The following is a 24937-nucleotide window of genomic DNA, read 5'->3' as shown; positions in this document are numbered from 1 at the left end:
GCGCAGCTCATGGGTCACATTGGCCACGAATTCCGACTTGACCCTGGCCGCCTGTCTGGCCTCCTCCCGCACCTGTTCGATCTCCCTTCCCAGGTGCTCCTGCTCCAGGATATCGTTGGCCATGCAGACGAAGATGCCTCTGGCCTGATCCCGAAGGAATCTGGCCTCCACCGGAAAGCAGGTACGGTTCCTGCGGTACATCACCAGATGGGGCTTCTCCTCCCCCTCCGGGATGCCGGATACGCTCCCCGGGAATCTGAAGACGCCGGGAAACACCTCCCCCATCTGCCTGCCCCGGAGGCTGTCCTCCGCGCCCTCCGGCGCGTATCCCAGCCTGCTCCTGGCAGCGGCATTGGCATAGGTAATCTCACCTGTCCCGTCAAACATCAGCACCATCTCCAGCGCGTCCTCCACGGGAAATGCGCCCGTCCAATCCTCTCCCATATCGTCCCTCCGCCGGCATCTGTTTTCCCCATAAATGAAAACAGCCCAACAATAGAATTCCCGCTTCGCGAAAATTCTATTGTCATGAATGAAAACAGCAGCAGAAGCGTCATCCCCACTTTGCTGCCGTTCCTATTGCAATAACTAGGACGCTCCCAGCATTTCCATGATATTGTGGAAATCTTCCCTGGCAAGCCTGAAGCATTCCAATATATCCGGCGCGAACTGGCCGCATTCGCCGTTGGTAATCATCTCGAACGCCTTCTCCTCCGAGAAGGAACTCTTATACACTCTCGGGCTTACCAGTGCATCATAGACATCCGCTATGGCGACGATCTGCGCGCTGATGGGGATATCGTCTCCGGCCAGGTGATCCGGATACCCCCTCCCGTCCCACCGCTCATGATGGTGGCGGCAGATTTCATAACAGAAACGGTAGAATTCGCTGGTCCTGTCCTTATAGAATTTCTCCAGGATGTCGCAGCCGATGGTGGTATGCGTCTTCATGATATCGAATTCTTCGTTGGTCAGGCGGCCCGGCTTCAGCAGGATGGTGTCCGAGATGCCGATCTTCCCGATGTCATGCATGACGGACGCTCTGGATATCCCGTCCACCGTCACGGGGGTCAGGCCGTACTTGGGAAAATGCTCCATCAGGTGGTTCGCCATGATCCGGGTGTAGTACTTGATACGCTTGGTATGGTCCCCCGTCTCCGCGTTCCGGGACTCCACCACGGTGCTCAGGGCGTCCACCATGAACTCGTTGGTCTCCCTGATTTCCTTCTCCTGGGCCCTTATGGCGATCTCCTGCTCCTTTAAGCGCCGCTCCATATTGCGCTTGTTCTGGTACAGCTCTATGATATTCTTGCTGCGGCGCCTCACGATATGGGTCAGGAAGGGCTTATGTATCACGTCCGCCACGCCGAAGTCATAGGCCCTGCCCTCGCTGTCCTCAATGCTCTCCCCTGTGATAAGTATTACAGGGATGGCTTCCAACAGTCTCTTCTCCTGCATATGCTCCAGCACCTTGAAGCCGTCCATGATGGGCATCACCACATCCAACAGGATCAGTACGATATTTTGATTCCTATCAATCTGCTCCACTGCCTCCAGGCCGTTCCCCGCCTCCAGCAGTTCATACTCGTCCAGGCTGTCCTCGAACATCTGCATGAGTATGATACGATTTATTTCCTCGTCATCGACAACCAGTATCTGCTGCTTATCCATCTCTCCACCATTATTTCTGAATGTATTCGTTACGAAATCATGATACCACTTTCCAAAAAGAATGTCAATTCATTAAAGCTTTGCAGCACAAAAAGAAAATGCACAAAATTAAACCCTTCCAAGGCCATATTCTATAGACAAATGCCCTGTAGCTGTGGTAAATTAGAATTACTAAAAGAGGTGAATTATGGATACATATACATTTCAGGACATATTCGACATGGATTTCCTGCAGAAGCTGATAGATTCCCTGTCCGTGGCGCTGCAGGTGGGCATCAGCATACGCGGCCCCAAGGGCGAGCGCTTCACCAAGGACAGCGACTACTGCCGCTTCTGCCGGGACGTGGTGAAGAAGTCCCCGGTGGGCAGGGCTCGGTGCGACCTTTCCGACAGGGCCTTAAGCGCCCACAATGACGAAAAACCATATATCTGCCACTGCCAGTCCGCCGGGCTCACCGACGCCAGCGTCCCGATCATCGTGGAGGGCAGGCATCTGGCCAGCATTTTGGTAGGGCAGGTGCGCCTGGCGGAGGACGTGCCGGAGGAGGAGGAATACCGCACCAATGCCCGCATCCTCCAGCTGGACGAGGAGGAATTCCTGGAGCATGTGCGGGCGATTCCCACCATCACCAGGGCGCAGTTCGAGCATATCTTAGACCTGCTGTCCCTCCTGGCAGGCCAGTTCTCCCAGCTGGGCTGCGGGAACCTGCGGCTCCAGGACGCGATCCGCTCCCTGGAGAGCCAGCGGCTCCTGCACCAGCAGGAGAAGACCGTCCTGGAGACCCTGGCGGAGAAGGATTCCATGACAGGGCTCTACAACCGCCGGAAGTTCGAGGAGGTGGCGGACATGTATGCCGGCCAGAAGGGCCGCCGGATCTGTATGGTGTCCGCGGACGCCAATTTCCTGAAGCTGACCAACGATATCTTCGGCCATAAGGCCGGGGACCAGCTCCTGATCAACATCGCCAAGATCATGGACAGCCTGGCCAAGAGCGACTGGCTGGTGGCCCGCTGTGGCGGGGACGAGTTCCGGGTCATCCTGCCGGACACCACCCTGGAGACCGCCCTTGACTACTGCCGCCGGGTGGCCAGGGACTGCGGCAAGGACACCACACTCTCTTTGCCCCTGTCGGTGGCTTTGGGCGCGGCGGACTGGGACAGCGAGAAGGAGACCCTCCAGGACTGCTTCTCCAGGGCGGACGTGAAGATGTACCAGAACAAGCAGGCCCTCAAGCATGAGCAGCACGTCCCCGAGTACATCATGGAGCGGCTCTACGACAGGCAGATCCTCAGCAGGATCGTGGTGGACCATGCCGCGGAGATGGCCCAGGCCTTTTCCCTCTGTCTGGGCCTTTCCCGGGAGCAGGCCCGGGAGGTGGGTCTGGCCGCCCGGTTCCAGGACATCGGCATGGCGAAGCTCCCGGAATCCTTCTACATCCGCGGGCAGTCCAGGACGGAGGAGGAGACCCTGCGGATCCGGACCCATGTCACCCAGGGCTACACCATGGCAAGACAGTTCGAGGAGCTGTACAAGGTGGCGGACGTGATTCTCCACTCCCACGAGAACTGGGACGGCACCGGCTATCCAAACCAGCTGGCCGCGGAGCAGATCCCCCTGGAGGCCCGTATCATCCACATCGTGGGCGATTACACCTACTGGACCATGCCCACCATTTCAGGGGGGAATTATCCCAGAGACGCTGTCCGGCGGAAAATGGCAGAGCTGGCCGGCAGCATCTACGATCCTGGGCTGACGGAGGATTTCTTCCGCTTCCTGGAGGGCTATCGCCCCTCCGAACCGGAGCCGGACGCGGGGGAGCAGGACTGACCCCCGGAGCAGGCCCCGGAAGCGGGCCGCAGAGCGGAGCCATAAAATGGAACTATAAAATTGAACCCGGAATCGCTAAAGGCCCGCAGGCGGATGCATCCGCTCTGCGGGCCTGGCTTTGGCATATCAGTCGCTTTTGCGCATATCTTTCAGCGCTGTGCCGATTTTAATCGGATTGCCGTACCGCAGTGTACCCATGCGGTATAGCTTTGCCCCCAACACGCCGGTGCCTATGATGGACAACACCAGTATCAGAAAGGACAACACGATCTCCCATGCCGCCACGCTGCCCATGGCCACCCGGGCGAACATGGTGCTGTAGGAGCTGATCGGCAGGAAGGACAGCACCTTGATCACTGTCCCGTCCACATTCATCAGCTGGAACAGGGAGAAGAAGTACACGCCCATCACCACCACCATCAGGCCGGAGACGCTCTTGCTGATGTCCTCGGTCTTGCTCACCAGAGCGCCCATGGCCCCGTAGAGGAAGGCGTAGAACAGATAGCCCCCCAGACCGAAGAAGGCGAAGGCCAGCAGCACGTCCCCGGGAATGTGCAGGAACATATCCAGCATGCCGCCCCACTGCTCCCTGTTGATCTGGTAGGACAGAAGCACCGCCCCCAGAATCACGCCCATCTGGAACACGCCGCCGATGGCCCCGGCAATCACCTTGCCGAAGAGCAGGCTGTTGGGGGAGGTGCTGGTGACGAGCACCTCGATGGCCCGGTTGCTCTTCTCGTTGGTGACGGACACCGCAATCATCTGGCCGTAGTACACAATCAGCATGAACACGATGATGACAAGCACGTAGCAGTACCAATAGTTGCTGCCGGAGGCCTTGTTCAGAATCTGCTCCGTGACCGTGATCGGCACATCGTACATGGCCGTAATCTCCCCCAGATCCCAGCCCTTCTCCTGGCTGTAGCTCATCCGGTAGAAGAGCTTCATGGCCTGGTCGAAGACATCTGTGTTCCTGTCCGTCATGGCCTTGTTGTAGACATAGTATTCATACTGGGTGGCCCCGGTGACCACGAATCCGGCCTCAGCCTCCTGGGCCTCCACCGCGGCCCTCAGGGCATCCGCGTCCTCAGCCTCCTGCCAGAGCACTCCCGGGAACATTCCCCCAAGCGCCTCCTCCTGCAGGACGCCCGCCTGGTCCACGTACAGGTACAGGGATTCCTCCCCCTCCCCGCCGTCACCCTCTGTCTCCTCCCCGCTGCCGTCGGTCACCTGCACGCCGGTGAAGCCGGACATGTCCACGAACCTGGGCAGGAACAGGGCCGCCACCCCCAGGACGGCCAGGACTACGGTGAGCCCCATGAACACCTTGTTGGTAAAATATTCCTTCAATTCATATTTCAGTACGATTGCGAATCTTTTCATTCATCTTCACCCACCTTTACTACAAATATATCGTTCAGCGACGGCTCATAGATGCCGAACCGCTCCACTTCCACGTCGGAAGCCGCCAGCGCCGCCATGACGCCCCGCCTGTCCGCGCCCTCTTTCAGCTCCAGAATCAGGAATTCCTTCTTCCTGCCGGAGAGGCTCACCAAATCCGGCCATTCCTGCTCCACCTTCCGGGCCAGCTCTTCCACGGACAGATTCTCCGACGCCAGCATCAGGCGGTTCTTTCCGTACTCCCGCTTAATGTCCCGCAGCCTGCCGGCCAGCACCACCTCGCCCTGGTTGATGATGGCGATCTCGTCGCAGAACTCCTCCACATAGCTCATCTGGTGGCTGGAGAATATCACGATCCTATTCTCCGCTATGAGCTCGTTGACCACGTCCTTCAGAATCTGGGAGTTCACCGGGTCCAGGCCGCTGAAGGGCTCATCCAGAATCACGATCTCCGGGTCGCTCACCAGCGTGGCTGCCAGCTGCACCTTCTGCTGGTTGCCCTTGGACAGGGTCTCCAGCTTCCTGGTCTCATACTCGGAGACCTCCAGCCTGGCGAGCCATTTTTTCGCGCTCTCTCTGGCCTCTCTGGGGTTCATTCCCCGGAGGCATGCCAGGTATATCATCTGGTCGATGACTGTCCTCTTCGGGTACAGCCCCCGCTCCTCCGGCAGATAGCCTATCCTGTGCCTGGCGGGCACGAACTTTTTGCCGTCCAGCAGGATTTCCCCGCTGTTCGCATGGAACACGTCCATGAGGATGCGGATCGTGGTGGTCTTGCCCGCGCCGTTCCTGCCCAGCAATCCCAACGCCTTACCGCTCTCCACATGGAAGTCGACGCCATGGAGCACTTCCCTGTCCCCAAAGCTCTTGCGTATGCCTTTCACTTCTAATCTCATCATGACACCAATCTGCGCGCTGCGGCGCGCGCTCACACATAACCGGCCGGATGCGCTTTTTTATCCGGCCGTCCCTCCTGTCCGGCGCAGTGCGGCTTCTATGCGCACCACGCCATTCAGGCACAGTCCTCCTTCCAGACACGGTATGCCTCCCGGCAGACCGCGCCATTTAGGCACAGCCCGCTCTCCAGGCCCACTGTGCTCTCCGGACCCATGCCGCGCGGCGTTTTGCCGCAGCAGCCTCCTCAATCCACCGTTTGTGCCCCCCCTGACAGGATTTTCAGCCCGTCGGACAGTTGCTGGCCCAGGCGTTTTGTCTCCTCCCCCAGCAGCTCCAGGCCCATCGGTGTCAGCAGATAGGCCTTCTTGCCCTCCTCCTGGCGCGCCTCGATAATGCCGTCCGATGTCAGCCGCCCCACCATGGTGTAGAGGGTGCCCGTGCCCAGCACCAGCCGCTCCTGGGTCAGCCGCCCCACGAACTGCATGATGGCATAGCCGTGCCGGGGCGTGGTCACTGCCAGCAGGGTATAGTAGATAGTCTCGGTCATGGGTATGTACTTTTTCCGTAAAGCCTCATCCAACGATATCCCTCCTGACGTAAGATTTCGAAAGTATGTCTACCATCAACATGTCGAGTCTCGACATATCGATGATAGATATAAAATAGCACATCTGCGGTGCGCTGTCAACCATGAATTTCATGCCGCCGCAATGCCGCCCCGATCCTGTTGTAATCCCGCCCCAATCCCATATCCGCCATGCCGGAAATTTTCTGCGCCGAAAAAGGCCCGCCAGGCAATTTCACTTACCTGACAGGCCCCTCTCCCCTCGCCGGGATTCCCCCTTATGCTTCTTCATATGCTCTCGGAACCTCCAGGCCGCATATCACGCGGCTTTCCGGAGCTCCTTTAAGCGATTCCCCCGCTTTTCCAGGCGCCTTCCTGCCCCAATGCCTGATTCTGCTTTCTGAAATTCCGAGAGTCTGTTCTTCCGCATACCGCCCCAGCCCGCACCGGCAATCTGTCTGCGGCAGTCTCAATCAGGCGCGCCACGGCCTGAAAAGAATCGGCAGTTCGCACACCCTTGACGGCCTGGAACTGCGAAGCAACGAACCGCTGCAGCCCCAGCGCAAAGGCGCACACTCTTAACGGTCATAGAACTGCGCCTGCGCCGCGTACAGCCTGGCGTACTCCCTCCTGGTTCCGCTCCTTGAGGCGCTCCCTGTACCGGCCTATGAGGTAATCGGCGTTCCCGCAGGCCTTCAGCTCCCTGGTGAAGTTCCGTGACCGCAGGTATTCGCCCAGAATGGTGTAGCGCCTCTCCTTCTTCCAGTAGGTCTCCATCTCCATATAGATATTGTAGTTATTCCTGCTGGACAGGACGGTTTCCAGGGCAAAGGGCGCCAGGACCGTGATCAGCAGCCACCAGCGTATGCCGCATATATAGCAGAGCGTGCCTATGCCGGCGATCAGCCCGGAGAACCGGAAGTAGACATACATGGGGAACAGATGCCTGGCGGCGTTCTCCACCCGGTTGTAGGCCTTGTCGATGCTCTCCATGGACTCCTCATTCTCGAAATGCTCGTATTTCAATGTCTTGAGCTTGCGCAGCATCCGGCCCTTATAGGCTGTCTTCAGGATCAATTGGGAGCGGGGCTCCACGTACTGGAAGATGATGCCGGAAAGAATCTCCGGGAGAAGGGCCGTGGCCACGAACAGGGCAGGGCAGGGAAGACAATGTAGTCTTCCATCGGCAGTTGGCCCCGCGCCACCGCCAGGCCGCCGTCGAAGACATTCTGGTTCACATAAATGCTTATGGGGACCAGGATTCCGTCTATGATCGTGGCCAGGAAAGTCAATATGACGATCCAGGGGGATTCCGAGAAGAGGATGCTGATGAGGTCTTTGTAGGCTTTGAAGATTTTTTCATGATATGCTCCTTTGCACGGCTTTTGGTCCTTCGAATCTTTTTCACAGGTGGTACACGCTCATGATTTCCAGCATCCGTTCCACAGCCCGCAGCCAGAAGCCGCCGAACAGAATCCAGCCCCAGGCGTTCAGGCCCGGATGGGCATCGTGCAGCTTCTCCCACAGAGAAAAGGCGGCCGCAAGCAGCAGATATACGATGAGATAGACACAGATGTCCGACAGCGCGGGGAACAGCAATGAGACAGCCGACAGCGCAAGCGCCGCAAGCCCTGCTGCCCGGGGAAGCCAGGGATGGGGGCGCGTCTTTTCGGAGCTTCCCGCTCCCTCCGCTTTCCCTGCCAGGTCCTTCGGGCTCCCTGCTTTCCCTGCCAGATTCTCCGGGTTCTCCGCTTTCTCTGCCAGCTCCTCCACGCTCACAGCTCTCCCTGCCAGCTCCTCCGCACTCCCTGCCCGCACCATGCCGAAGGCCAGTATCAGCACAGGCAGACCAGCAGACAGCGCAGGCAGCAGCTCCCCCAGCCATTCCAGCAGGGCCGCCCCCGGCTGCCCCATGGAAATCGCCTGGCGGAGGGCCATTTCCTCCGTGCCGTCCGCCAGGTGGACCAGCAGGGCCATGCTCACCACAGGCAGAAAGGCCAGGCTGGCGGAGGCAAAACGCAGGAACGGCGCCGGGCGCAGCCGCTTTTGCAGGAGGCAGGGCAGCAGGAGCAGCAGCAACAGGCAGAGCATCCCCGCCGCATCCACCGCGAAATCGTACATCCGGCGATCCTCCGCCCCCGCCTTGATTGCCAGATAAAGGCCCGCGCCCTCCGCAGTCTGCATGTCATGGAGCGTCAGCCCGGCCATCGCGATGAGAAGCAGGGCAGACAATGCCTGAATCCATTCCGCATATCGCTTCCGCAAGCCCTTCCCTTTCATTCTTTTCCCATCCTTTCCCGATTTGTCGCTACTCGTTCCTGTTTGTTTCTATTTATTGCCGTTTATGGCCATCTGCTTCTATTTATTCCCGCGAACAATAAGCCAAGCGGCCATGCTTACACGGCCAGTTGGCAAATGCCGCGAGGCTCAAATACCAAAGTGTCCGAAGGACACCTTCTGCTCCGCGGCGTTGCAGGCTTGATACCACGTTGCTTGCAGCGGGGTATTTGATTTTCCATTTGTTCCTGTAATCGGCATTCGTTTTTCCGTCAACCATTTTGCTGTACCACGGCCAGCACATACACCGCATAGGCCCAGTAGCACAACGCCATGCCCCCCGCGTAGATTCCCATGTCCCGCCGCTTCGCCAGGATGCCCTTCAGCACCGACAGGCTCAGCGCGATGCATGCCACCATTGTCCCGAAGGTGGCCCTGTCCGGATAATGGGGCGACAGCACCATGGCCCCGTAGGACAGGACGGCCAGGGCCAGCAGCATCCACTGGGCGGGCCGAAGCCTCTCCTTCAGACACACCGTCCAGAAGAGAAGCACCGCCGCCAGCAAAAGGGCCGCCGGGAACAGATAGTCCGCCCCCGCCCGCAGCATGGAGAACAGCCGTTCATACAGGAAAGCGCCCAAAGGCAGTTTCTCCACAGCCTGGGCCCGGACGAAGTTGCCGGGGGCGGCCACCACCAGGATGCTTCCCAGCAGGCATGCCGCGGGGCCGCCCGCCATCCAGGCTTTAAGCCTGCGCTTTTTTCCCTTCACCAGATAGCCCACAGCCGCCAGGGCCGTCACCAGGCTGGCGGGGCCCATGTTCTCGTTGCTCCAGCCCGCCATCAGCCCCAGGGGCCAGATCCAGAGGTTCACAAGCGGCAGGTCGTCCGCCTCCGGCTCCTCCGTCTGCCTGAGGTAGGGCCACAGGAACGCCAGAATCCACACGGTGGAATAGACATAATTCACCGTCCCCGCCTGCCAGAACATGCTCATCTTCACATTGGCATTCAGGGCCACGATCAGGGAAGAGGCGCACAGAAAGCAGAAAAGCTTTCTCCAGCCTGCCGTCACGCACACCATCCAGCCCAGCACAAGCGTGGCAATCATATTCAGCATATCCGCCCCCAGCTCCCCGCACATCAAAGTGAGCTGCAGGATGCCATGTGTCACGCAGCGTCCCCCCCAGTTCAGGAAATGCCAGACCTGGCTCTCCATCACGTCCCCCAGGCCCTGCAGAGGGCGGTCGGTGGCCAGGTTGGTGGCATACCAGAGGTCGTCCATCATGAAGGGTATCCGCCTGTGGCCCAGCCACTCCATGACGGCCAGAATCAATATGCCCGCTACTATCGCGGCGGTTGCGCAAAATGCCCTGTTTTTCTTTTCCATATGCTCACCGGACTCCCCAATCCTTACATGCTCCATGTCCCGAACCGCCATGCCGCCCCCCGCTCAGCCATGCCTCTCCCCCTGGCTGTCATAGGTCTCGCAGAACCTGGCCGAGAAGGAAGGCTCCTCCCCCGCCACGTACAGATGGGAGATGTCGCCGAAGGCGCTTACGCGGAAAATGGCTTTCCCGGGGCAGCGCTCCTCTGTATGAACCGTGGTCACAGAGGACGGCGCGGCACAGAGATGGTGCCAGAGTATCATGGGTGAGGTGTTCATCAGGCGGCTCAGCAGCACGCACTCCATGCCGAAATGGCAGAAGAAGACAATCGTGTCGCGGTTGGGGCGCTCCGCTCTGTAGAAATCGCCCTCCCGGACATAGCCATGCTCCGCCAGCACGGCGTCGAAGTTCTCGACTACTTCCGCGTAGGCTTCTCCCACTCTGCCCTCCCGCATGATGTCCGTATCCGCCCAGCTCTCCCGCCGGAAATAGGCCTCCTCTGCCGTCCAGTCCTGAGGCAGCCAATCCCATGCAATGCCCCGGCTCCCCTCCGCCACGTCGGGCCTTTTGATGCCGGGCCAGAATTCCCGCAGCCACTGGCACTCTATGGCTGTCTTCCCCATCTTCTGCAGAGTCAGGGAGGCCGTGTCCTTTGCCCTGCCCAGGGAGGACACGTAGACTTTCGCCACATCCATCCGTGAAATCCTGCGGGACAAAAGCTCCGCCTCCCGCCATCCCTTTTCCGTCAGGGAGTCCTTCTCATAGTCCGGGTCTCCGTGCCTGATAATCAGCAATCGCATGTCTGTCCTTCCTCCTGTTCTTCCCCCGCCTCGCCGAAGAACCTGTCGCAGAAGCGGTCCCATTTCTCTTCGTATTCCCCGTGGCTTAGAAGTGCCAGATCCGCGGGCGTATATACGCCGCGCTTCCTCGCTTCCTCCACGAACCTGTAGACCCAGTCGTCCGATGTCTCCGCCACGGCGCGGACATGGCTCCAGCCCTGCGTGACCGCGTAGTACAGCCGCGTGTGCCCGTCCAGGGAGATAAATCTGTCCTCCCAGGGCAGCACCTGGATGATGATGTCGTCGGCCTTGTGGATGAAGCTGCCCACTGCCCGGACCTTGTCCTCATCCACGTAAAACTGGGAGGGCTGAATCTGCTCCAGCCCAAGGGTCAGGAGCCGCGCCGGGGGATATTCCCTGATGACTACACATTTTTCGTCATAAAACCGGGTGATATGAGGCGTATAGAAGCGGAACCTCTCTATGACCTGTCCACAGGCCTCCGGGCCCGCCCCTCTGACGACGGCCTCGCTGTCGGATATGATCTCCACCTCACAGGGCATGCCGTCCACCAGAAAGCAGCCGTGCTGGCAGAGCACCCGCTGGGAGAAACGCCCGTCCCGGTAGGTGTCTATTCTTTCGATTTCCATAAAAATCCCCTCTTTCCTTCCGAAATCCGGCGGTTCCCTGTCAGCCCTGGCCGCAGATTTCCAGTCCTGCCCATTATAGCATCAATGCGCCGGCTTTTCCATTCTTTTTTGCCTCTTCCCGGAAACCCGGAAGCCTTTCACCGGCCCGCGGCAGGCCGGACAGCGCCCCGAACCGTCGCGCAGGCCCTTTTCCCAAAAAAGCGGCTGTCAGGACAGAAGCTCGCGCATGATGCTTTTCAGGGAATCGCCGTCCAGGTATTCCAGCATGTCCTCTATGGACTCTTTCTTCCGCGCCTTGCGTATCGCCAGCTCCTCCAGCTGCCTGTCCTCCATGTAATCATAGAACGCCTCCACAGGGTTGCCTGCCTCATACTGCCCCAGCGCGAGCTCCCCTATGTCGTCATCGTCCAGGTACTCCAGCATGTCCTCTATGGACTCCCCCTTCCCTATCCTCTGTTCCGCCAGCTTCCTGAGCTGACTGTCCTCCATATATTCATAGAAGGCCTCCACAGGGCCGCCCGTCTTGTACTGCCCCAGCGCAAGCTCCCCTATGTCGTCATCGTCCAGGTACTCCAGCATGTCCTCTATGGACTCGCCCCTTTCTATCCTGCGCTCCGCCACCTCCCGCAGGGTCTCGTCGTCCAGATACGGGTAGAAGGCTTCGATGTGGTCTCCGTTCTTCAACAGCATGCTGTCTGCCAGCTGCTCCACCTGATCCGGCCGCAGTATGGGAACCGCGGCCTCCAGCTCCTCTTTCGACACCTCGTTGTGCTCCACATATTCCTGGATGCCGTCCTCCATGGCGCTGTGGAGGAGCTCCACCCTTCCGTCCAGGAGCTCGTCCACCGTGCAGTCGAACAGGGCCGCCAGCTGGGGCAGCTTGGAGATGTCCGGCATGCTGTTGCCCCGCTCCCAATTGGACACGGCCTGGAAGCTTACATCCATTTTGTCTGCAAGCTCTGTCTGCGTCATATTCCGTGATTTTCTCAATGAGACGATTTTTTTACCCACCTGTTTCATATTGAACATAATCTTACCCTCGCTTTGAATGTTTGAAAAAGCTTTTTCTGAATGGATTGTAACACAGAAACCCGCATCCTTGCTATAAAGAAATGCTTGAATTTCAGCCATCCCCATGATTCAAGCAGCCCTTGAAGGGATGGCTTCCATCCAAGGCTTCCAATAAAGCTCCCGCAAAGCCCGGGGAATGCACCCTGGCCGTCCAAAAAAGGCCCTGCAGGCTGCCATGGGTCGCTCCCCCGGCAGGCCGCTGCAAGGCCTTTTGTACTACAATTTTGTAATTATTCTTTCCCTGTCAGGCAATGCTCCGGGCACCGGAACCGGAAACCTTCAGGCACCGGATGGCGTTCAGCACCGCCAGCACCATGACGCCCACGTCCGCGAAGATGGCGATCCACATATTGGCCAGGCCCACGGCCCCCAGGAGCAGGCAGGCCGCCTTCACAGCCAGGGCGAATACGATGTTCTGATAGACGATGGCCAGGCATTTCCGGGAGATCCGTATGGCCAGGGCCAGCTTCATGGGATTGTCGTCCATGAGCACGATGTCCGCCGCCTCGATGGCCGCGTCCGACCCAAGGGCCCCCATGGCCACGCCGATGTCCGCCCGGGACAGCACCGGCGCGTCGTTGATGCCGTCCCCCACGAAGGCCAGGTTCTCCTTGGGCCCTTTCCGGGTCAGCAGGGATTCCACCGCCTCCACCTTGTCCCCGGGCAGCAGCTCGCTCTTCACCTCGTCCAGGCCCAGCTGCCCCGCCACATGCTCCGCCGTGAGCCTGGCGTCCCCTGTGAGCATGACGGTCTTCTTCACGCCTGCTGCCTTCAGGGCGGCGATGGCATCTTTCGCCTGCTCCTTCACCACGTCGGCTATCAGGATATAGCCCGCGTAGGCTCCGTCCACCGCCACATGGACGATGGTGCCAATCTGCTGCGTCTCTTCATAGGGCAGCTTCAGGCTCTCCATGAGCCTGGCGTTTCCCGCCGCCACGCTCACGCCGTCCACCAGGGCTTTCACGCCGTGGCCGCTGATCTCCTCCACATCGGATACGAGAGAGGGACGGAGCTCTCTGCCGTAGGCTTCCTTCAGGCTCTTGCTGATGGGATGGTTGGAGTAGCTCTCGGCGTAGGCCGCCAGCTCCAGGAGACGCTCCTGGGCCGCCTGCCGACCGCCGGCTGCCGCGGAACCGGTTTCCTTCGAATGATGTCCACCATCAGCTTCCGGCCCTGTCCCTTCTGCCTGCGTCCATCTCCCGGCTTCCCGAGCCTGCCCTGCGCTCTCAGCTTCCGGGCTGTCTTCCCGGAGCCCCATCGGCGCCCCCTCGCGGGCCTGCCCAAGCTTTTGCGCGAATTCCGCCGCCGGGCAGATTTCCGTCACCTGGAACACGCCCTTGGTCAGCGTCCCCGTCTTGTCGAAGACCACATACTTCGTCCTGGCCAGGGCCTCCAGGTAGTTGGAGCCTTTCACCAGTATGCCGCAGGAGGACGCCCCGCCGATGCCCCCGAAGAAGCTCAGGGGAATGGATATCACCAAAGCGCAGGGACAACTGATGACCAGGAAGGTCAATGCCCGGATGACCCATGTGCTCCAGTCCGCCGGGTTGCCCAGGAGCAGGTTGACCACCGAGGGAACCACCGCCAGGGCCAGGGCGCTGTAGCAGACGGCAGGGGTATAGTATCTGGCGAACTTGGTGATGAAGTTCTCCGTCCGGGCCTTCTTCATGCTGGAATTCTCCACCAGGTCCAGGATCTTGGACACTGTGGACTCCCCGAATTCCTTCGTGGTCCGGATCCGCAGCAGGCCCGTGAGGTTCACGCAGCCGCTGACGATCTCCTCCCCCTCCTTCACCTCCCTGGGGACGCTCTCTCCGGTGAGGGCGCTGGTGTTCAGGGTGGAGCTTCCTTCCGTCACGATGCCGTCGATGGGTACTTTTTCCCCGGGCTGCACCAGAATCACCGTGCCCACCTCCACATCGTCAGGATCCACCTGCTCCAGGTTGCCCTCCTGATCCTCGATGTTGGCATAATCGGGACGGATGTCCATGAGGGCGCTGATGTTCTTCCGGCTGCGCCCCACGGCCACGGCCTGGAACAGCTCGCCGATCTGGTAGAAGAGCATGACCGCCACGCCTTCGGCGAACTCGCCCTCCAGCCCCCTGCTCTCATTGTAGATGCCCAGCAGCATGGCCCCCACCGTGGCCACGGCCATCAGGAAGTTCTCATCGAACACCTCCCCGTGGCAGATGCCCAGCACCGCCTTGCGCAAGATGTCATAGCCTATGATGAAGTAGGGCACCAGGTACAGCGCGAACCGCGGATACCCCTCCACGGGCACGAAGTGCAGCGCCACCATGAGGACTGCCGCTGTGATGATGCGGTACAGCACCTTTTTCTGTTTCTTTGTCATGTCGTTATCCTACCTTTCCATAATCAATCCGATTGAAAGGAGAGCCGCCTTTCTCTGCCGCCACATGCACACCGGGCTCAGGCTTTCCCCAGCCTTCTGCACGGTTTGGAGCCGCCCAAGTCTACACGATATGGGCCCGAACGCATTCTCCGGCGCGGAATAGAGCATCCCGCTTTGCCGTAGACATGGCCAGCCCCCCTCTCCAAGCGTTTTCCTATATGGCACATATTTTCCTATGTGACGCAAAAGAACCGCCGAAGCGATTCTTTTGCGGGACGGCCCTTTAGTCCAGAAAAATCTCGCAATCGTCCTCCACCTTCTTGCAGGCCTTGCGCACGGACTGCATGACTCCCTTCTCGTCCGCGCCCTCCGTGAACTCCACTTTCATCTTCTGGGTCATGAAGCTGACGGTGGCCCCCTGGACGCCCTCCACCTTCTTCGCCGCTTCCTCCATCTTCAGGGCGCAGTTCGCGCAGTCTACCTCGATTTTGTAGGTTTTCTTCATAAGTCCTGTCTCCTCCTCATTTTGGGTTTTATAAGAATGGATGTTTTTTCATATGAACCATTGTTCATATGTTTATATTACCATATTTTCAGGGGATGTCAAGTCCTGATTGAAAAAATCATCGCTGAAAATCATCCGGTTATGTAGAGCCATGCCATCAAGATTGTCTTTTCTTTATGAAAAATCTTTTCTTTATGAAAAAATAGAGCATATAGATCCTAATCCTCTATATGCTCTAACGCTATTGCCATATTAGGTTTTGACTCCCATGATTTCATTCGCCGCAAATGCCTTTAATCATGCTTTATGGAAAGCTTTCCATAAAGCATGGACCACAGCATTAATTAGTGCCTCCCTCATGGGAACCGGTTCAACCAGATTCTTTTCCACTCGTTTCGTATTGGTCACCTTCGCTTTTGTGGTATTCTCTATCTTCATTTTTTCGAGGACATTATTTGTGGCCTTAATCAGCGAACTCCCTGCATACTTCGCAATCTTAATGGATACTCCGTTTTCATCTGCCAGCAAATAAGCGATATAATTATATTTCCCATCCGGCGCAAGCAGTTCAAGGCTATTGGCAAACTTTACGTTCAGTTCAAGCCCCCGCTCCTCACTGCGCCGGTATCTCCTTCGGCCGCTGCGCCGTCTCCAGCAGCAGGTTCCCCCGGATGTCGATGACAGGCCCGCCTGTGCCCTGGATGTACTCTTTCGTGATGGTGACCCGGCCGATGTTGTCGTCCTTGGGTATCTCGTACATGATGTCCAGCATGAAGTCCTCGATGATGGAGCGCAGGGCCCTGGCCCCGGTGTCCCGCTCCATGGCCTTGTCCGCGATGGCCTCCAGGGCCTCTTCCGTGAACTCCAGCTTCACCTCGTCCAGCTCCAGGAGCTTCTGATACTGCTTCAAGATGGCATTCTTGGGCTCCTTCAAGACCTTCACCAGCATGTCCCTGGTGAGGCCCCGCAGGGTGAATATGATCGGCAGACGGCCGATGAACTCCGGAATCATGCCGAACTTCCGGATGTCCTCCACCGTCACCTTGGAGAGGATGTCCTTGTCCTTGTCGTACTTGTCCTTCAGCTCGGCGTTGAAGCCGATGCCCGCGGTCTTGTTCAGCCGCTGCTTGATGATCTCCTCCAGGTCCGGGAACGCGCCTCCGCAGATGAACAGGATGTTCCTGGTGTTCACCGTGGCCAGGGGCACCATGGCGTTCTTGCTGTTGGCCCCCACAGGCACCTCTATCTCGGCGCCCTCCAGGAGCTTCAGCATCCCCTGCTGGACGCTCTCGCCGCTGACGTCCCGGGTGTTGGTGTTCTTCTTCTTGGCTATCTTGTCGATCTCGTCGATGAAGATGATGCCCCGCTCCGCCTTCTCCACGTCATTGTCCGCGGCCGCCAGGAGCTTGGACACCACGGACTCGATGTCATCGCCGATATAGCCCGCCTCCGTCAGGGAGGTGGCGTCCGCGATGGCCAGGGGCACGTCCAGGAGCCTGGCCAGGGTCTTCACCAGGTAGGTCTTGCCGCAGCCCGTGGGGCCGATCATGAGCATGTTGGACTTCTCGATCTCGATATTGTCCATGGTGCCGGTGGCGACACGCTTGTAGTGGTTATAGACCGCCACGGAGATGACCTTCTTGGCATGGTCCTGTCCCACCACGTACTCGTCCAGGCTGGCCTTGATCTTATGGGGCGCTGGGATATTGCGGATGTCCAGCGCAGGCGCCGCATCGGCTTCCTTCTTCTTTTTCTTGATTTTCTGTTTGTTGGGGATGCCCCCGTCCCCACGCAGGTCCGCCAGGTTCACGAAGCTGATGTTGGGGAATCCCCCCTGCTTCGTCATCTGATCCAGCTCGTTCTGGAGCTGGGGATTGTTCAGCATCCCCTGGTAGTCGAACTGGCTCACGGTCTCCATGGTCTTGTGCATGCAGTCGCTGCAGACGCAGATATTGTTGGGCAGCTTGAACATCTTTCCCGCCTTGCTCTCCGGGCGGCGGCAGATGAAGCAGACGTCTTCGTAGTCCTTGTTATCGCTCTTTCCCGCGTTCTTGGTGGCAGAGGCGTCCGGGTGGCCTTCGGTCAGGTCCGCCTCTTTTCCCCCGTTCTCCTCCCCGGACTTCTGCTCTTCCTCTTTTTCGTCATATATGTCAGACATGGCATTGTCTCCTTATTTTTTGCGTATTTGGAACCATGTCTCCAGTATACTGGAAAATGCGGCTGTGTACAAGTGAACTTTTTCTAAAGGAATCATAAATGTGCCTGTGCGGAAGCCCTGCGCCAAGCGGCCCCAATCTGCCAGCCCATATTTGGGGACAGACACACTGACACTTTTGGGCCAGACGCGCTGACACGGGAGCGGCAGCCAGGACATCCATCAGATGCGGTGGCAGAAAAACCCGGGCAGGTCTCCCTGCCCGGGTCTTTTGTCATAATGCCATTCCTATTCCGCCGCAGGCTGGCTCCCCAGCGTCACCTCCAGCTCCAGGTCCTCGTACTGGCCCTCTTCGAAGCGCTTCACCGTCACATTGACAGTCTCGCCCGCCTTATAGTATTCCACCTGCTTCTTCAGCTCCATGCGGGTAGAGACCTTCTGGCCGTCGAACTTCACGATGACATCGCCGCGCCTGATCCCCGCCTGCTCCGCCGCGGAGCCTTCCGCCACCTCGTATACATACACGCCTCCCGGGATGCCCAGCATCTGGGTGATCTGATCCGTCACGTCCTGCATGGTGATGCCCATATAGCCTACCTCGCCGTCCGCCACCTTGTCCGTCCTGGTCTCACGCTCCAGAAGGTCCGCGATGATGGGGCTGGCGGAGCTGATTGGGATGGCATAGCCCATGCCCTCTACCTGGGACGCCGCTATCTTGTTGGAGTTGATGCCGATCACCTCTCCGTTGATGTTCAGCAGCGCGCCGCCGGAGTTGCCGGGGTTGATGGCCGCATTGGTCTGGATGAAGATGCCCGTAGACCCGTCGTCCATGGTCATCTCGCGGTCCAGGGCGCTGATGATTCCGTTAGTGACAGACTGTCCATATCCTAACGCATTGCCGATTGCGATTACCGGCGTGCCAAGCTTCAGATTGTCGCTGTCCCCCATGGTGGCAATGGTGATGGCCGCCTTTGTCTCTGGGGTCACATTCTCCAGGGGCACCGCAATCACCGCCAGATCCATGTCCGCATCCGTCCCCTTGATGTAGGCCTGGGCCACGGAGCCGTCGATGAAGGTGACATCCAGCGTGTCCATGCCCTGGATCACATGGTTGTTGGACACGATGAGAAGCTCGTTCTCATTCTCGGCCACGATGATGCCGGAACCGCTGGACGCGCCCTGCTGGCTGTACTGCTGCCCCCAGAAGGTGGTTCCGGTCTGGGTGTAATTGTTCACGATGGACACCATGGCCGGCATCACTTTCTCCACTACATCGGAGACATCCGAGTTCACATAAGTGATGTTGCTGACATTCTTCAGCATGGATTCCGCCATGTTGTCCGGCAGGCCGGGCTGGTTGTCGCTCTCCGTGGAAACCTCTTCTGCCTTCTCTCCGGCTATCCTGTCCACCCCCATGTGCACCACATAGAACCCTGCCCCGGCGAACAGGCCGAACACAAGGCCCAGGCTCATGCTCAGCAAAATCTTGCGGAAAGCCCCCTTCTTCTTTTTGCCGCCCTTGGCGGGTTCGGGAGCCATGCCGAAGTCCGTCCGCTGACTGCCGCTTCCCTCTGTCTGGTAGGTGGTGTAGCTGCCATTGTCGGAATTGGAATAAATATCGTTTTCGTACATAATGATTACCTCCTCTATGAATATTTGCTTTGTTGTTTCATCTTTATGTACTTCAGTATATCTTCCAATTGTGTTGGAATTGTGTTCTCTATATGAAACGATTGTGAAAAGTTCTCTGCCGTCATTTTTGCCAGTATTCCCTGTTCGTAGTCAGGTGCAGCACCAGAAAGCGGGGCAGGCTTTCATAATGCTTCCCCAGGAGATACCCCGCGTATTTGAAGGCGCACTGCACACAGAAGCCCGGGAAGCGGTGCGGCTGCCCCTTCTCCACAAGATAGCTCCAGGTCCCCTTCACGAAGCGCATCCCTTCGGACTCCGAGGCCGCCAGGCCGAACACCTCCGGATGCCGGGCCTGGGACACGCCCAGGTCGAAATTGCGGCGGAGCTGCTGCAGGTTCGAGTAATTGTGGGAGTGGATCACACGGGCCCGGGCCTCATAGGCGATTCCGTACCCCGCCTGCAGGGCCCCGGCGGCATATATCATATCCTCATTGAAAATGGCCCGCCGCACAAATCCTCCCAGTTCATCGTAGATATCCCTCCTGTAGGCCGCGCAGACATTGGAGCAGAAAAAGGCCTTGACGCCCATGCCCTCCAAATCCTCCAGGGTCTTCACCCGGGAGGCCTCCGGATAATTGAAATGCCTGGAAGCCTTCTCGAAGACAGAGGAAGCGGCGTCCGGAAGCTGTCTGGCGTACGCCGCCGCCACTTTCCCGTCCAGGGCCTCCACCAGCCGTTCCAGCAGATGCCTGTCCGCCGGCATTGCGTCCTGGGTCATCATCACGAATGCCTGGGCGTCCGAATAGCCCACAGCCTCTCTCCTCGTTCCCCCATGGTCGAAATCCCGTTTATCCAGGTGGTGTACCTCCGCCTTCGGATATCTGTGCGCGAACTCATTTTCCTTTATCAGCGCATCGAAATATTCCCGCCCCGTATTCATCAGGATGATTCTGTGGATGGGCACGGACTGCTCCAGCAGCCTGTCCAGCAGCGTGAACAGCCCCTCATCGGGCTTATATATGGGAATGATGACATCGATCTTCAAGTGAACTACCTCCTGCTCTCCTAATGCCGCCGATTGGGCATAGGAAGGACTTTCCCTGCCCGCCGCGGGGCCATTCGCTGTTTTATCATTATATCTTAAATGTTACATCGTTTTGCGCACGGGCCTGCACATCTAAAAAAGGAGAGCGCCAACTCTCCTTTTCAGATATGCGTCCGTTTATCCTCACTCCATGTAAGGGGAGGTGTCGGAAAGGATCCTCTGGCTGTACTCCCTCACGCTGTCCGAAACCGTGTATGCGGCGTCCTCGAAGAGGAACTGGTGCAGCCATTCCACATTGGTTACCAGGTCAGTGGGGATGACGCAGGCCCCCTTGGCCCCCATATTGGCGTTCCCCCGGAAATCCGGCTGGGGGAAGCCCTCCTCTTCCACGATGCGGTAGTTGGCGATGTTCCCCAGCAGGTCCAGGATATCCTTGGAATCGAGGCTGGTATAGATATCGTCGATGCAGTCGTTGAACACCTTGGTCAACGTGGCCAGATCCGCCTCCTTGGCCCGGTCCTCGATGGCCTGTATCACCTCCCGCTGGCGGGCCGCCCGCTGGAAGTCATCCCCCTTGGTCTGGCGGATGCGGCAGTAGGATGTGGCCTGCACGCCGTTCAAGAGCTGGTAGCCGGGCTCCGTCACCGGGGTATACTGGCATTTGAGCACATTGGACACGTCCACCTGGTAATTGTTGATATGCTTCAGCTCCTCGCTGTCCACGTCCACATACACGCCGCCCAGCCCATCGATGACCTCGCTCAAGCCCTTATAGCCCACGGCGACGAAATTGGTGATGTCCATGTCCAGGTTCATGTTCAGCATCTTCACCGCCTGCTCCGCTCCTCCGTAGGAGTAGGCCCCGTTGCACTTCTGGTACTCGTCCGTGCCGATATTGAGATAGGTGTCGCGGTATATGCTGACCAGCTTGATGTCCCCGGTGTCCATGTTGATGCTGGCGATGATCGTACTGTCGCTGCGGCTCCCCTTGAACAACTGGCCGTCTGTCTGGGCGTCCACGCCGAACAGAGCGATGTTCATGTACCCATGCATGGTGCCGCCCTCCTCCTTCATCTCCTGCACCTGTGAGGGTATGGCCAGCTTCTCCGTGTCAAAGACCGTCACCTTGGGCCCCTCGCTGGTCTTGTTCATCACCAGGTACAGCACCGCCACCATCACCAGGATGATGATGATCTCGAATGCGAAGAGAACCATCTTCCTCCTCTGCCTTGCGGCCCGCTGCCTCGCGTTCATCTTTCCTCTCGTAGCCATAATACCGTCTCCTTGTCAATAAGCGTTTTTATTGATGAATCCCGTGAAAAAAGTCATCAGGATTATTTTCAGGTCGAACCATACGGTCCAGTTCTCGATGTAATAGATATCGTACTCAATCCGTTTCCGGATGGAGGTGTCGCCCCGCAGCCCGTTCACCTGGGCCCAGCCGGTGAGCCCGGGCCTCACCTGGTGCTTCACCATATACCTGGGGATCTCCTCCTTGAACTTATCCACGAACAAGGGCCGCTCCGGCCTGGGCCCCACCAGGCTCATGTCCCCCCGCAGGATATTGAACAGCTGGGGCAGCTCGTCCAGGCTGGTGCGCCGCAGGAATTTCCCCACAGGCGTGACCCTAGGGTCATTGCGCACAGTCCAGGCCTTTTTCTCCTCCCCGGGGACCTGCCGCTCCATGGTGCGGAACTTATACATATAGAAGGGCTTGTTGTGGAGCCCCACCCTCTCCTGCCTGAAGATCACAGGCCCCGGGCTGGTCAGCTTGATGAACAGCGCCGCCAGCAGCATGAGGGGGGAGGTGAGCGCCATGCCGAACACCGCGCCGCACACGTCCACGATCCGCTTTATGATGATGTTCCCCGTGTTGGTCAGGGGCACATAGCGGATATTGATCACCGGCAGCCCCATCAGATCCTCCGTGTAAGGCCTGCTGGGTATCAGGCTGTTGTAGTCCGGGATGAATTTCGTGTGCACCCCGGATTTCTCACAGGTGGCCACGATGCCCTCCAGATGGTCATAGTCCTGTAAGGACAGGGAGATGGCGATTTCGTCCAGCTTGTTCTCCGGCAGGATGACCTCCAGGTTCCCAAGCCTGCCCAGCACCTTCACCCCCTTGTAGACCGTCCCCGCCGGGATGTGGTCGTCCAGGATCCCGCAGGCCACATAGCCCCACTGGGGATTGTCCGTCAGCCGGTCGATGTACTCCTCCGCCGCCCTGGAATACCCCACCAGCAGGATATGCTTCAGATTGTAGCCCTTCCTGCGGATCGTCCGAAGCCCCCGGCGCAGGGCCAGCCGGAAGCTTGAGGTGATGCCTACGTTAAATATATAGAACAAGGCGATCACCGAGCGTGAGAAATTGATCTCGCGGATGATCATGTACAGGGCGATGATCAGCGCCACGATCCCAATGGTATTGGCCTTGATGATGCCGAAAATCTCAAAGCGCCGCCGCACCGTCCGCTTGGGCGCGTACACGCCGCAGGCATAGTAGATCACCGCGTAAAAAGGTAGCACAAAAGGCAGGAGATTGATGTACTCCCCCACAGGCAGCACGCCGATTCCCGGCCCGTCGTTCAAGATATAGAATTTAAAACCATAGGCCAACACGAAAGACGCGGCAGTGATGCCCACATCTATTACCACCATCAAACGGTTGAATACTTTCTGATTGTCCTTTATCATAAGCGCCACCCAAGGTTAGCATACAATATTATTCTGAAAAGCACAACTTATGATTTTATGAAGCTGTTTCTTAAGTTTTCTTAAGAAGTCGCAGGGTATTGGCGTAAAGCTGCCCCTGAATCGAAAGGTAGTTCCCCAGGTTCTTCCAGCGGAAAGGAACCTTCGCCCTCCTGCCCTCCTCAGAAAGCGCTTTCCCGAATCCCTCCCGAATCCCTTTTAAGTACAGTATCCCCATTCTCTTCTTACAGAAAAATAAAAATTTTACCAAAAAACCGGGCAGCAGAAAAGGCAGGTTCCAGATCCACTGCGCAGGGGGCATGTTCTTGGCGATGACATATATGCTGTTAGCTGCCGCTAACTCCGTTTTCCTGGCGTTGTAGCGGGAGCCGGTGGAGGCGCTGCCGTAGTGGACGACCTCCGCGCCCGGCTCGTAGTAGCTGCGGTAGCCCTGTATGCGGGCCCGCCAGCCCATGTCCAGATCCTCCAGGTAGGCGAAGTGCGCCTCGTCAAAAAGGCCGATTTCTTCCAGAACGCGCTTCCGATAGATGGCGGCCCCGCCGCAGGCGGAGAAGATTTCCGCCGGGGCATCGTAGCGGGAGGCGTGCTGCCCTTTCCCGCGGGCATAGGCCCAGCCCAGGGCGCAGTATCTGTCCCCGGCGTCGTCCATCAGCTCCGGCCTGTCCCACATGCGCATCCGGGCGCTGACGGAGAAAGCCTCCCGCCTTGCCTCCAGCGCGTCGCACAGCGCCCCCACGAAACGGGGATGGACCTTCGTGTCATTGTTGAGCAGGATCACGTAAGGGGTCTTGGCCGCCCGGATCCCCACATTCACGGCATGGCAGAAGCCGGTGTTCCCGGGCAGGGCGATCAGCGTAACCCCGGGGAAGGCCTCTTCTATCAACTGCCTGCTTCCGTCCGTGGAGCCGTTGTCTACTACAATGATGTGATAGTCCGAGGGCGGGACGTCCTGGGCCAGGAGGGATTCCAGGCATCCCCTGATGAATTTGATGCCATTGTAGTTCGGGATGATGACGGTTGTCTTCTGCATGGGATCCTCCTCGGGCCTTCTGCGCCCCTTCTGTTTCTTCTGCATGAATCGGCTCCTCTTATTATAAGCCATTTCCGGCAGGAATACAATTCATATCGCCCCTGCATCCCAAGGAATCGCTTCCACGGAAAGAGCCTTTTCCCGATACGGTTCATGACATTTCCGTAAAGAATTCCCGCAGGGTGTCGATATTCCTGGTAGATAGACACGTTCCCACCGCGGAATCGCAAATAGCAGCAGTCAGCGAAACGGAGGTCACTATGAATATCAGATTGCAGAATCCAAGTCCCCTGCCAGTGGGGCGGAACCTATTATCCGGCGGCGGCCTGATGAAGAGCACGGCCCAGAAGCTGGAGCGGCAGGCCAGGCGCGACAGCCAGGTCGCCTTCTTCGAAAACAAGAAACAGGGCCTGAAGGACATCCAGTGCTCCAGCCCGGAGGAAGTGGCGCGGGTGCTGGAGCTGCTGCACTCCTATGAGGACCAGATTGCGGCAGCCAAAGCGGAATACAACAATTCCCAGATGTTCCATCTGATGGACGAGGCGAAGGAGCGGGGCGAGGAGATTGCCAAGGCCATAGAGAAGAGCGAGCCCAAGACTGCGGAGGAGCGCAAGGAAGAGGCCGTGGAGGAAGCCCTGGGCATCGATGAGGGGAAGGGGCTGCTGGACGATATCCTGGATCAGGTTGCCGACAAGGCGGCGGAAGCCCTGGAGGATATGGCCGAGACGGAGGCCTCTCTGGATCGGGAACCCGCCCAGGCGGCGGAGGTGGCGGAGGCCCTGGAAATGACGGAACCGGACTATGGCCAGCCGCAGGAGATACCGCAGGAGCCTCCTGCTGTATACAGGAGGTTCGATGCTTTTGCGTAAGGGCAATCAGGGACGAAAAACCGTATAAATGAAAACATACCATATATTGTGCCTGAGTGCAAAATGCGGCTTCTGGACACAATATATGGTATGTCTATATTTACCTGAGCCTAA

Annotated in this window: 22 protein-coding genes; 2 read left to right on the top strand and 20 right to left on the bottom strand. The window is 58.3% G+C overall.

The genetic code is table 11. The features are described 5' to 3' along the window. On the bottom strand, window positions 1-444 hold a 444-nt coding region (locus tag Q2B33_RS06285; protein ID WP_300913913.1), incomplete at its 3' end, for a PAS domain-containing protein. A gap of 144 nt (window positions 445-588) precedes the next feature. Further along, window positions 589-1671: an HD-GYP domain-containing protein gene (locus Q2B33_RS06280; protein ID WP_300568389.1), complete on the bottom strand. Its 1083-nt coding sequence runs from the start codon at window positions 1669-1671 to the stop codon at window positions 589-591. 187 nt (window positions 1672-1858) lie between these two features. Between Q2B33_RS06280 and Q2B33_RS06275 the strand changes: the two genes are divergently transcribed. Then, entirely contained in the window at window positions 1859-3499 is a 1641-nt protein-coding gene (locus Q2B33_RS06275; RefSeq protein WP_300568391.1) for a PocR ligand-binding domain-containing protein, read from the top strand. A gap of 126 nt (window positions 3500-3625) precedes the next feature. On the opposite strand, the gene Q2B33_RS06270 is transcribed toward Q2B33_RS06275, so the two are convergent. The 18 genes from Q2B33_RS06270 to Q2B33_RS06185 all read right to left on the bottom strand — a co-directional run bounded on the left by Q2B33_RS06270 (window position 3626) and on the right by Q2B33_RS06185 (window position 23999). After that, complete coding sequence (locus tag Q2B33_RS06270; protein WP_300783490.1) at window positions 3626-4882, bottom strand: ABC transporter permease; 1257 nt, start codon at window positions 4880-4882, stop codon at window positions 3626-3628. After that, window positions 4879-5799, bottom strand: coding sequence for an ABC transporter ATP-binding protein (locus Q2B33_RS06265; protein ID WP_300568395.1), 921 nt, complete (start codon window positions 5797-5799; stop codon window positions 4879-4881). The genes Q2B33_RS06270 and Q2B33_RS06265 overlap by 4 nt, the downstream gene beginning before the upstream one ends. Before the next feature lie 242 nt (window positions 5800-6041). After that, a complete protein-coding gene (locus Q2B33_RS06260; RefSeq protein WP_300568397.1) occupies window positions 6042-6377 on the bottom strand; it encodes a PadR family transcriptional regulator in 336 nt (111 codons plus the stop codon). Between the two features lie 570 nt (window positions 6378-6947). Continuing rightward, window positions 6948-7508 (bottom strand): hypothetical protein, encoded by a 561-nt coding sequence (locus Q2B33_RS06255; RefSeq protein WP_300815443.1) that lies wholly within the window; start codon window positions 7506-7508, stop codon window positions 6948-6950. A 258-nt stretch (window positions 7509-7766) separates the two neighbouring features. Then, window positions 7767-8642 (bottom strand): hypothetical protein, encoded by an 876-nt coding sequence (locus tag Q2B33_RS06250; protein WP_300568401.1) that lies wholly within the window; start codon window positions 8640-8642, stop codon window positions 7767-7769. A 269-nt stretch (window positions 8643-8911) separates the two neighbouring features. Then, complete coding sequence (locus Q2B33_RS06245) at window positions 8912-10075, bottom strand: DUF6056 family protein (protein ID WP_300783493.1); 1164 nt, start codon at window positions 10073-10075, stop codon at window positions 8912-8914. A 12-nt stretch (window positions 10076-10087) separates the two neighbouring features. After that, window positions 10088-10822 carry a histidine phosphatase family protein gene (locus Q2B33_RS06240; protein WP_300568405.1) on the bottom strand — a complete coding sequence of 245 codons (735 nt, stop codon included), beginning with the start codon at window positions 10820-10822 and terminating at the stop codon, window positions 10088-10090. Continuing rightward, window positions 10810-11451 carry a hypothetical protein gene (locus Q2B33_RS06235; RefSeq protein WP_300568407.1) on the bottom strand — a complete coding sequence of 214 codons (642 nt, stop codon included), beginning with the start codon at window positions 11449-11451 and terminating at the stop codon, window positions 10810-10812. The genes Q2B33_RS06240 and Q2B33_RS06235 overlap by 13 nt, the downstream gene beginning before the upstream one ends. A 207-nt stretch (window positions 11452-11658) precedes the next feature. After that, window positions 11659-12471, bottom strand: coding sequence for a helix-turn-helix domain-containing protein (locus Q2B33_RS06230; RefSeq protein ID WP_300783497.1), 813 nt, complete (start codon window positions 12469-12471; stop codon window positions 11659-11661). A 295-nt stretch (window positions 12472-12766) separates the two neighbouring features. Beyond that, a complete protein-coding gene (locus Q2B33_RS06225) occupies window positions 12767-14875 on the bottom strand; it encodes an HAD-IC family P-type ATPase (RefSeq protein ID WP_300568409.1) in 2109 nt (702 codons plus the stop codon). Window positions 14876-15158: 283 nt separating this feature from the next. Continuing rightward, window positions 15159-15380, bottom strand: a complete 222-nt coding sequence (locus tag Q2B33_RS06220; protein ID WP_300568412.1) for a cation transporter — start codon at window positions 15378-15380, stop codon at window positions 15159-15161. Window positions 15381-15677: 297 nt separating this feature from the next. After that, window positions 15678-15908 (bottom strand): hypothetical protein, encoded by a 231-nt coding sequence (locus Q2B33_RS06215; RefSeq protein ID WP_300815346.1) that lies wholly within the window; start codon window positions 15906-15908, stop codon window positions 15678-15680. Between the two features lie 85 nt (window positions 15909-15993). Then, window positions 15994-17538: an ATP-dependent Clp protease ATP-binding subunit ClpX gene (gene clpX, locus Q2B33_RS06210; protein ID WP_300568415.1), complete on the bottom strand. Its 1545-nt coding sequence runs from the start codon at window positions 17536-17538 to the stop codon at window positions 15994-15996. A 285-nt stretch (window positions 17539-17823) separates the two neighbouring features. Beyond that, window positions 17824-19167: a S1C family serine protease gene (locus tag Q2B33_RS06205; protein ID WP_300568418.1), complete on the bottom strand. Its 1344-nt coding sequence runs from the start codon at window positions 19165-19167 to the stop codon at window positions 17824-17826. A gap of 121 nt (window positions 19168-19288) precedes the next feature. Further along, on the bottom strand, window positions 19289-20212 hold the full coding sequence (locus Q2B33_RS06200) for a glycosyltransferase family 2 protein (protein ID WP_300568421.1): 924 nt from the start codon (window positions 20210-20212) through the stop codon (window positions 19289-19291). A 183-nt stretch (window positions 20213-20395) separates the two neighbouring features. Beyond that, a complete protein-coding gene (locus Q2B33_RS06195) occupies window positions 20396-21484 on the bottom strand; it encodes an LCP family protein (protein ID WP_300568424.1) in 1089 nt (362 codons plus the stop codon). A 15-nt stretch (window positions 21485-21499) separates the two neighbouring features. Next, entirely contained in the window at window positions 21500-22906 is a 1407-nt protein-coding gene (locus Q2B33_RS06190) for an undecaprenyl-phosphate glucose phosphotransferase (protein ID WP_300568427.1), read from the bottom strand. Between the two features lie 70 nt (window positions 22907-22976). Beyond that, a complete protein-coding gene (locus Q2B33_RS06185; protein WP_300568430.1) occupies window positions 22977-23999 on the bottom strand; it encodes a glycosyltransferase family 2 protein in 1023 nt (340 codons plus the stop codon). A 215-nt stretch (window positions 24000-24214) separates the two neighbouring features. On the opposite strand from Q2B33_RS06185, the gene Q2B33_RS06180 reads away from it, so the two are divergent. Beyond that, window positions 24215-24823, top strand: a complete 609-nt coding sequence (locus Q2B33_RS06180; protein ID WP_300568433.1) for a hypothetical protein — start codon at window positions 24215-24217, stop codon at window positions 24821-24823. The last annotated feature ends 114 nt before the right edge of the window (window positions 24824-24937 follow it).

This window comes from uncultured Acetatifactor sp., assembly GCF_948601915.1.
Classification (GTDB): domain Bacteria; phylum Bacillota; class Clostridia; order Lachnospirales; family Lachnospiraceae; genus Acetatifactor.
This window is presented reverse-complemented; position numbering and strand designations above follow the sequence as displayed.

Bases quoted from the DNA above. Each gene is read 5' to 3' on its own strand.
- Q2B33_RS06280 (WP_300568389.1), bottom strand. From the start codon at position 1,671: ATGGATAAGCAGCAGATACTGGTTGTCGATGACGAGGAAATAAATCGT.
- Q2B33_RS06275 (WP_300568391.1), top strand. From the start codon at position 1,859: ATGGATACATATACATTTCAGGACATATTCGACATGGATTTCCTGCAG.
- Q2B33_RS06270 (WP_300783490.1), bottom strand. From the start codon at position 4,882: ATGAAAAGATTCGCAATCGTACTGAAATATGAATTGAAGGAATATTTT.
- Q2B33_RS06265 (WP_300568395.1), bottom strand. From the start codon at position 5,799: ATGATGAGATTAGAAGTGAAAGGCATACGCAAGAGCTTTGGGGACAGG.
- Q2B33_RS06250 (WP_300568401.1), bottom strand. From the start codon at position 8,642: ATGAAAGGGAAGGGCTTGCGGAAGCGATATGCGGAATGGATTCAGGCA.
- Q2B33_RS06245 (WP_300783493.1), bottom strand. From the start codon at position 10,075: ATGGCGGTTCGGGACATGGAGCATGTAAGGATTGGGGAGTCCGGTGAG.
- Q2B33_RS06240 (WP_300568405.1), bottom strand. From the start codon at position 10,822: ATGCGATTGCTGATTATCAGGCACGGAGACCCGGACTATGAGAAGGAC.
- Q2B33_RS06235 (WP_300568407.1), bottom strand. From the start codon at position 11,451: ATGGAAATCGAAAGAATAGACACCTACCGGGACGGGCGTTTCTCCCAG.
- Q2B33_RS06230 (WP_300783497.1), bottom strand. From the start codon at position 12,471: ATGAAACAGGTGGGTAAAAAAATCGTCTCATTGAGAAAATCACGGAAT.
- Q2B33_RS06225 (WP_300568409.1), bottom strand. From the start codon at position 14,875: ATGACAAAGAAACAGAAAAAGGTGCTGTACCGCATCATCACAGCGGCA.
- Q2B33_RS06220 (WP_300568412.1), bottom strand. From the start codon at position 15,380: ATGAAGAAAACCTACAAAATCGAGGTAGACTGCGCGAACTGCGCCCTG.
- clpX (WP_300568415.1), bottom strand. From the start codon at position 17,538: ATGTCTGACATATATGACGAAAAAGAGGAAGAGCAGAAGTCCGGGGAG.
- Q2B33_RS06205 (WP_300568418.1), bottom strand. From the start codon at position 19,167: ATGTACGAAAACGATATTTATTCCAATTCCGACAATGGCAGCTACACC.
- Q2B33_RS06195 (WP_300568424.1), bottom strand. From the start codon at position 21,484: ATGGCTACGAGAGGAAAGATGAACGCGAGGCAGCGGGCCGCAAGGCAG.
- Q2B33_RS06190 (WP_300568427.1), bottom strand. From the start codon at position 22,906: ATGATAAAGGACAATCAGAAAGTATTCAACCGTTTGATGGTGGTAATA.
- Q2B33_RS06185 (WP_300568430.1), bottom strand. From the start codon at position 23,999: ATGCAGAAGAAACAGAAGGGGCGCAGAAGGCCCGAGGAGGATCCCATG.
- Q2B33_RS06180 (WP_300568433.1), top strand. From the start codon at position 24,215: ATGAATATCAGATTGCAGAATCCAAGTCCCCTGCCAGTGGGGCGGAAC.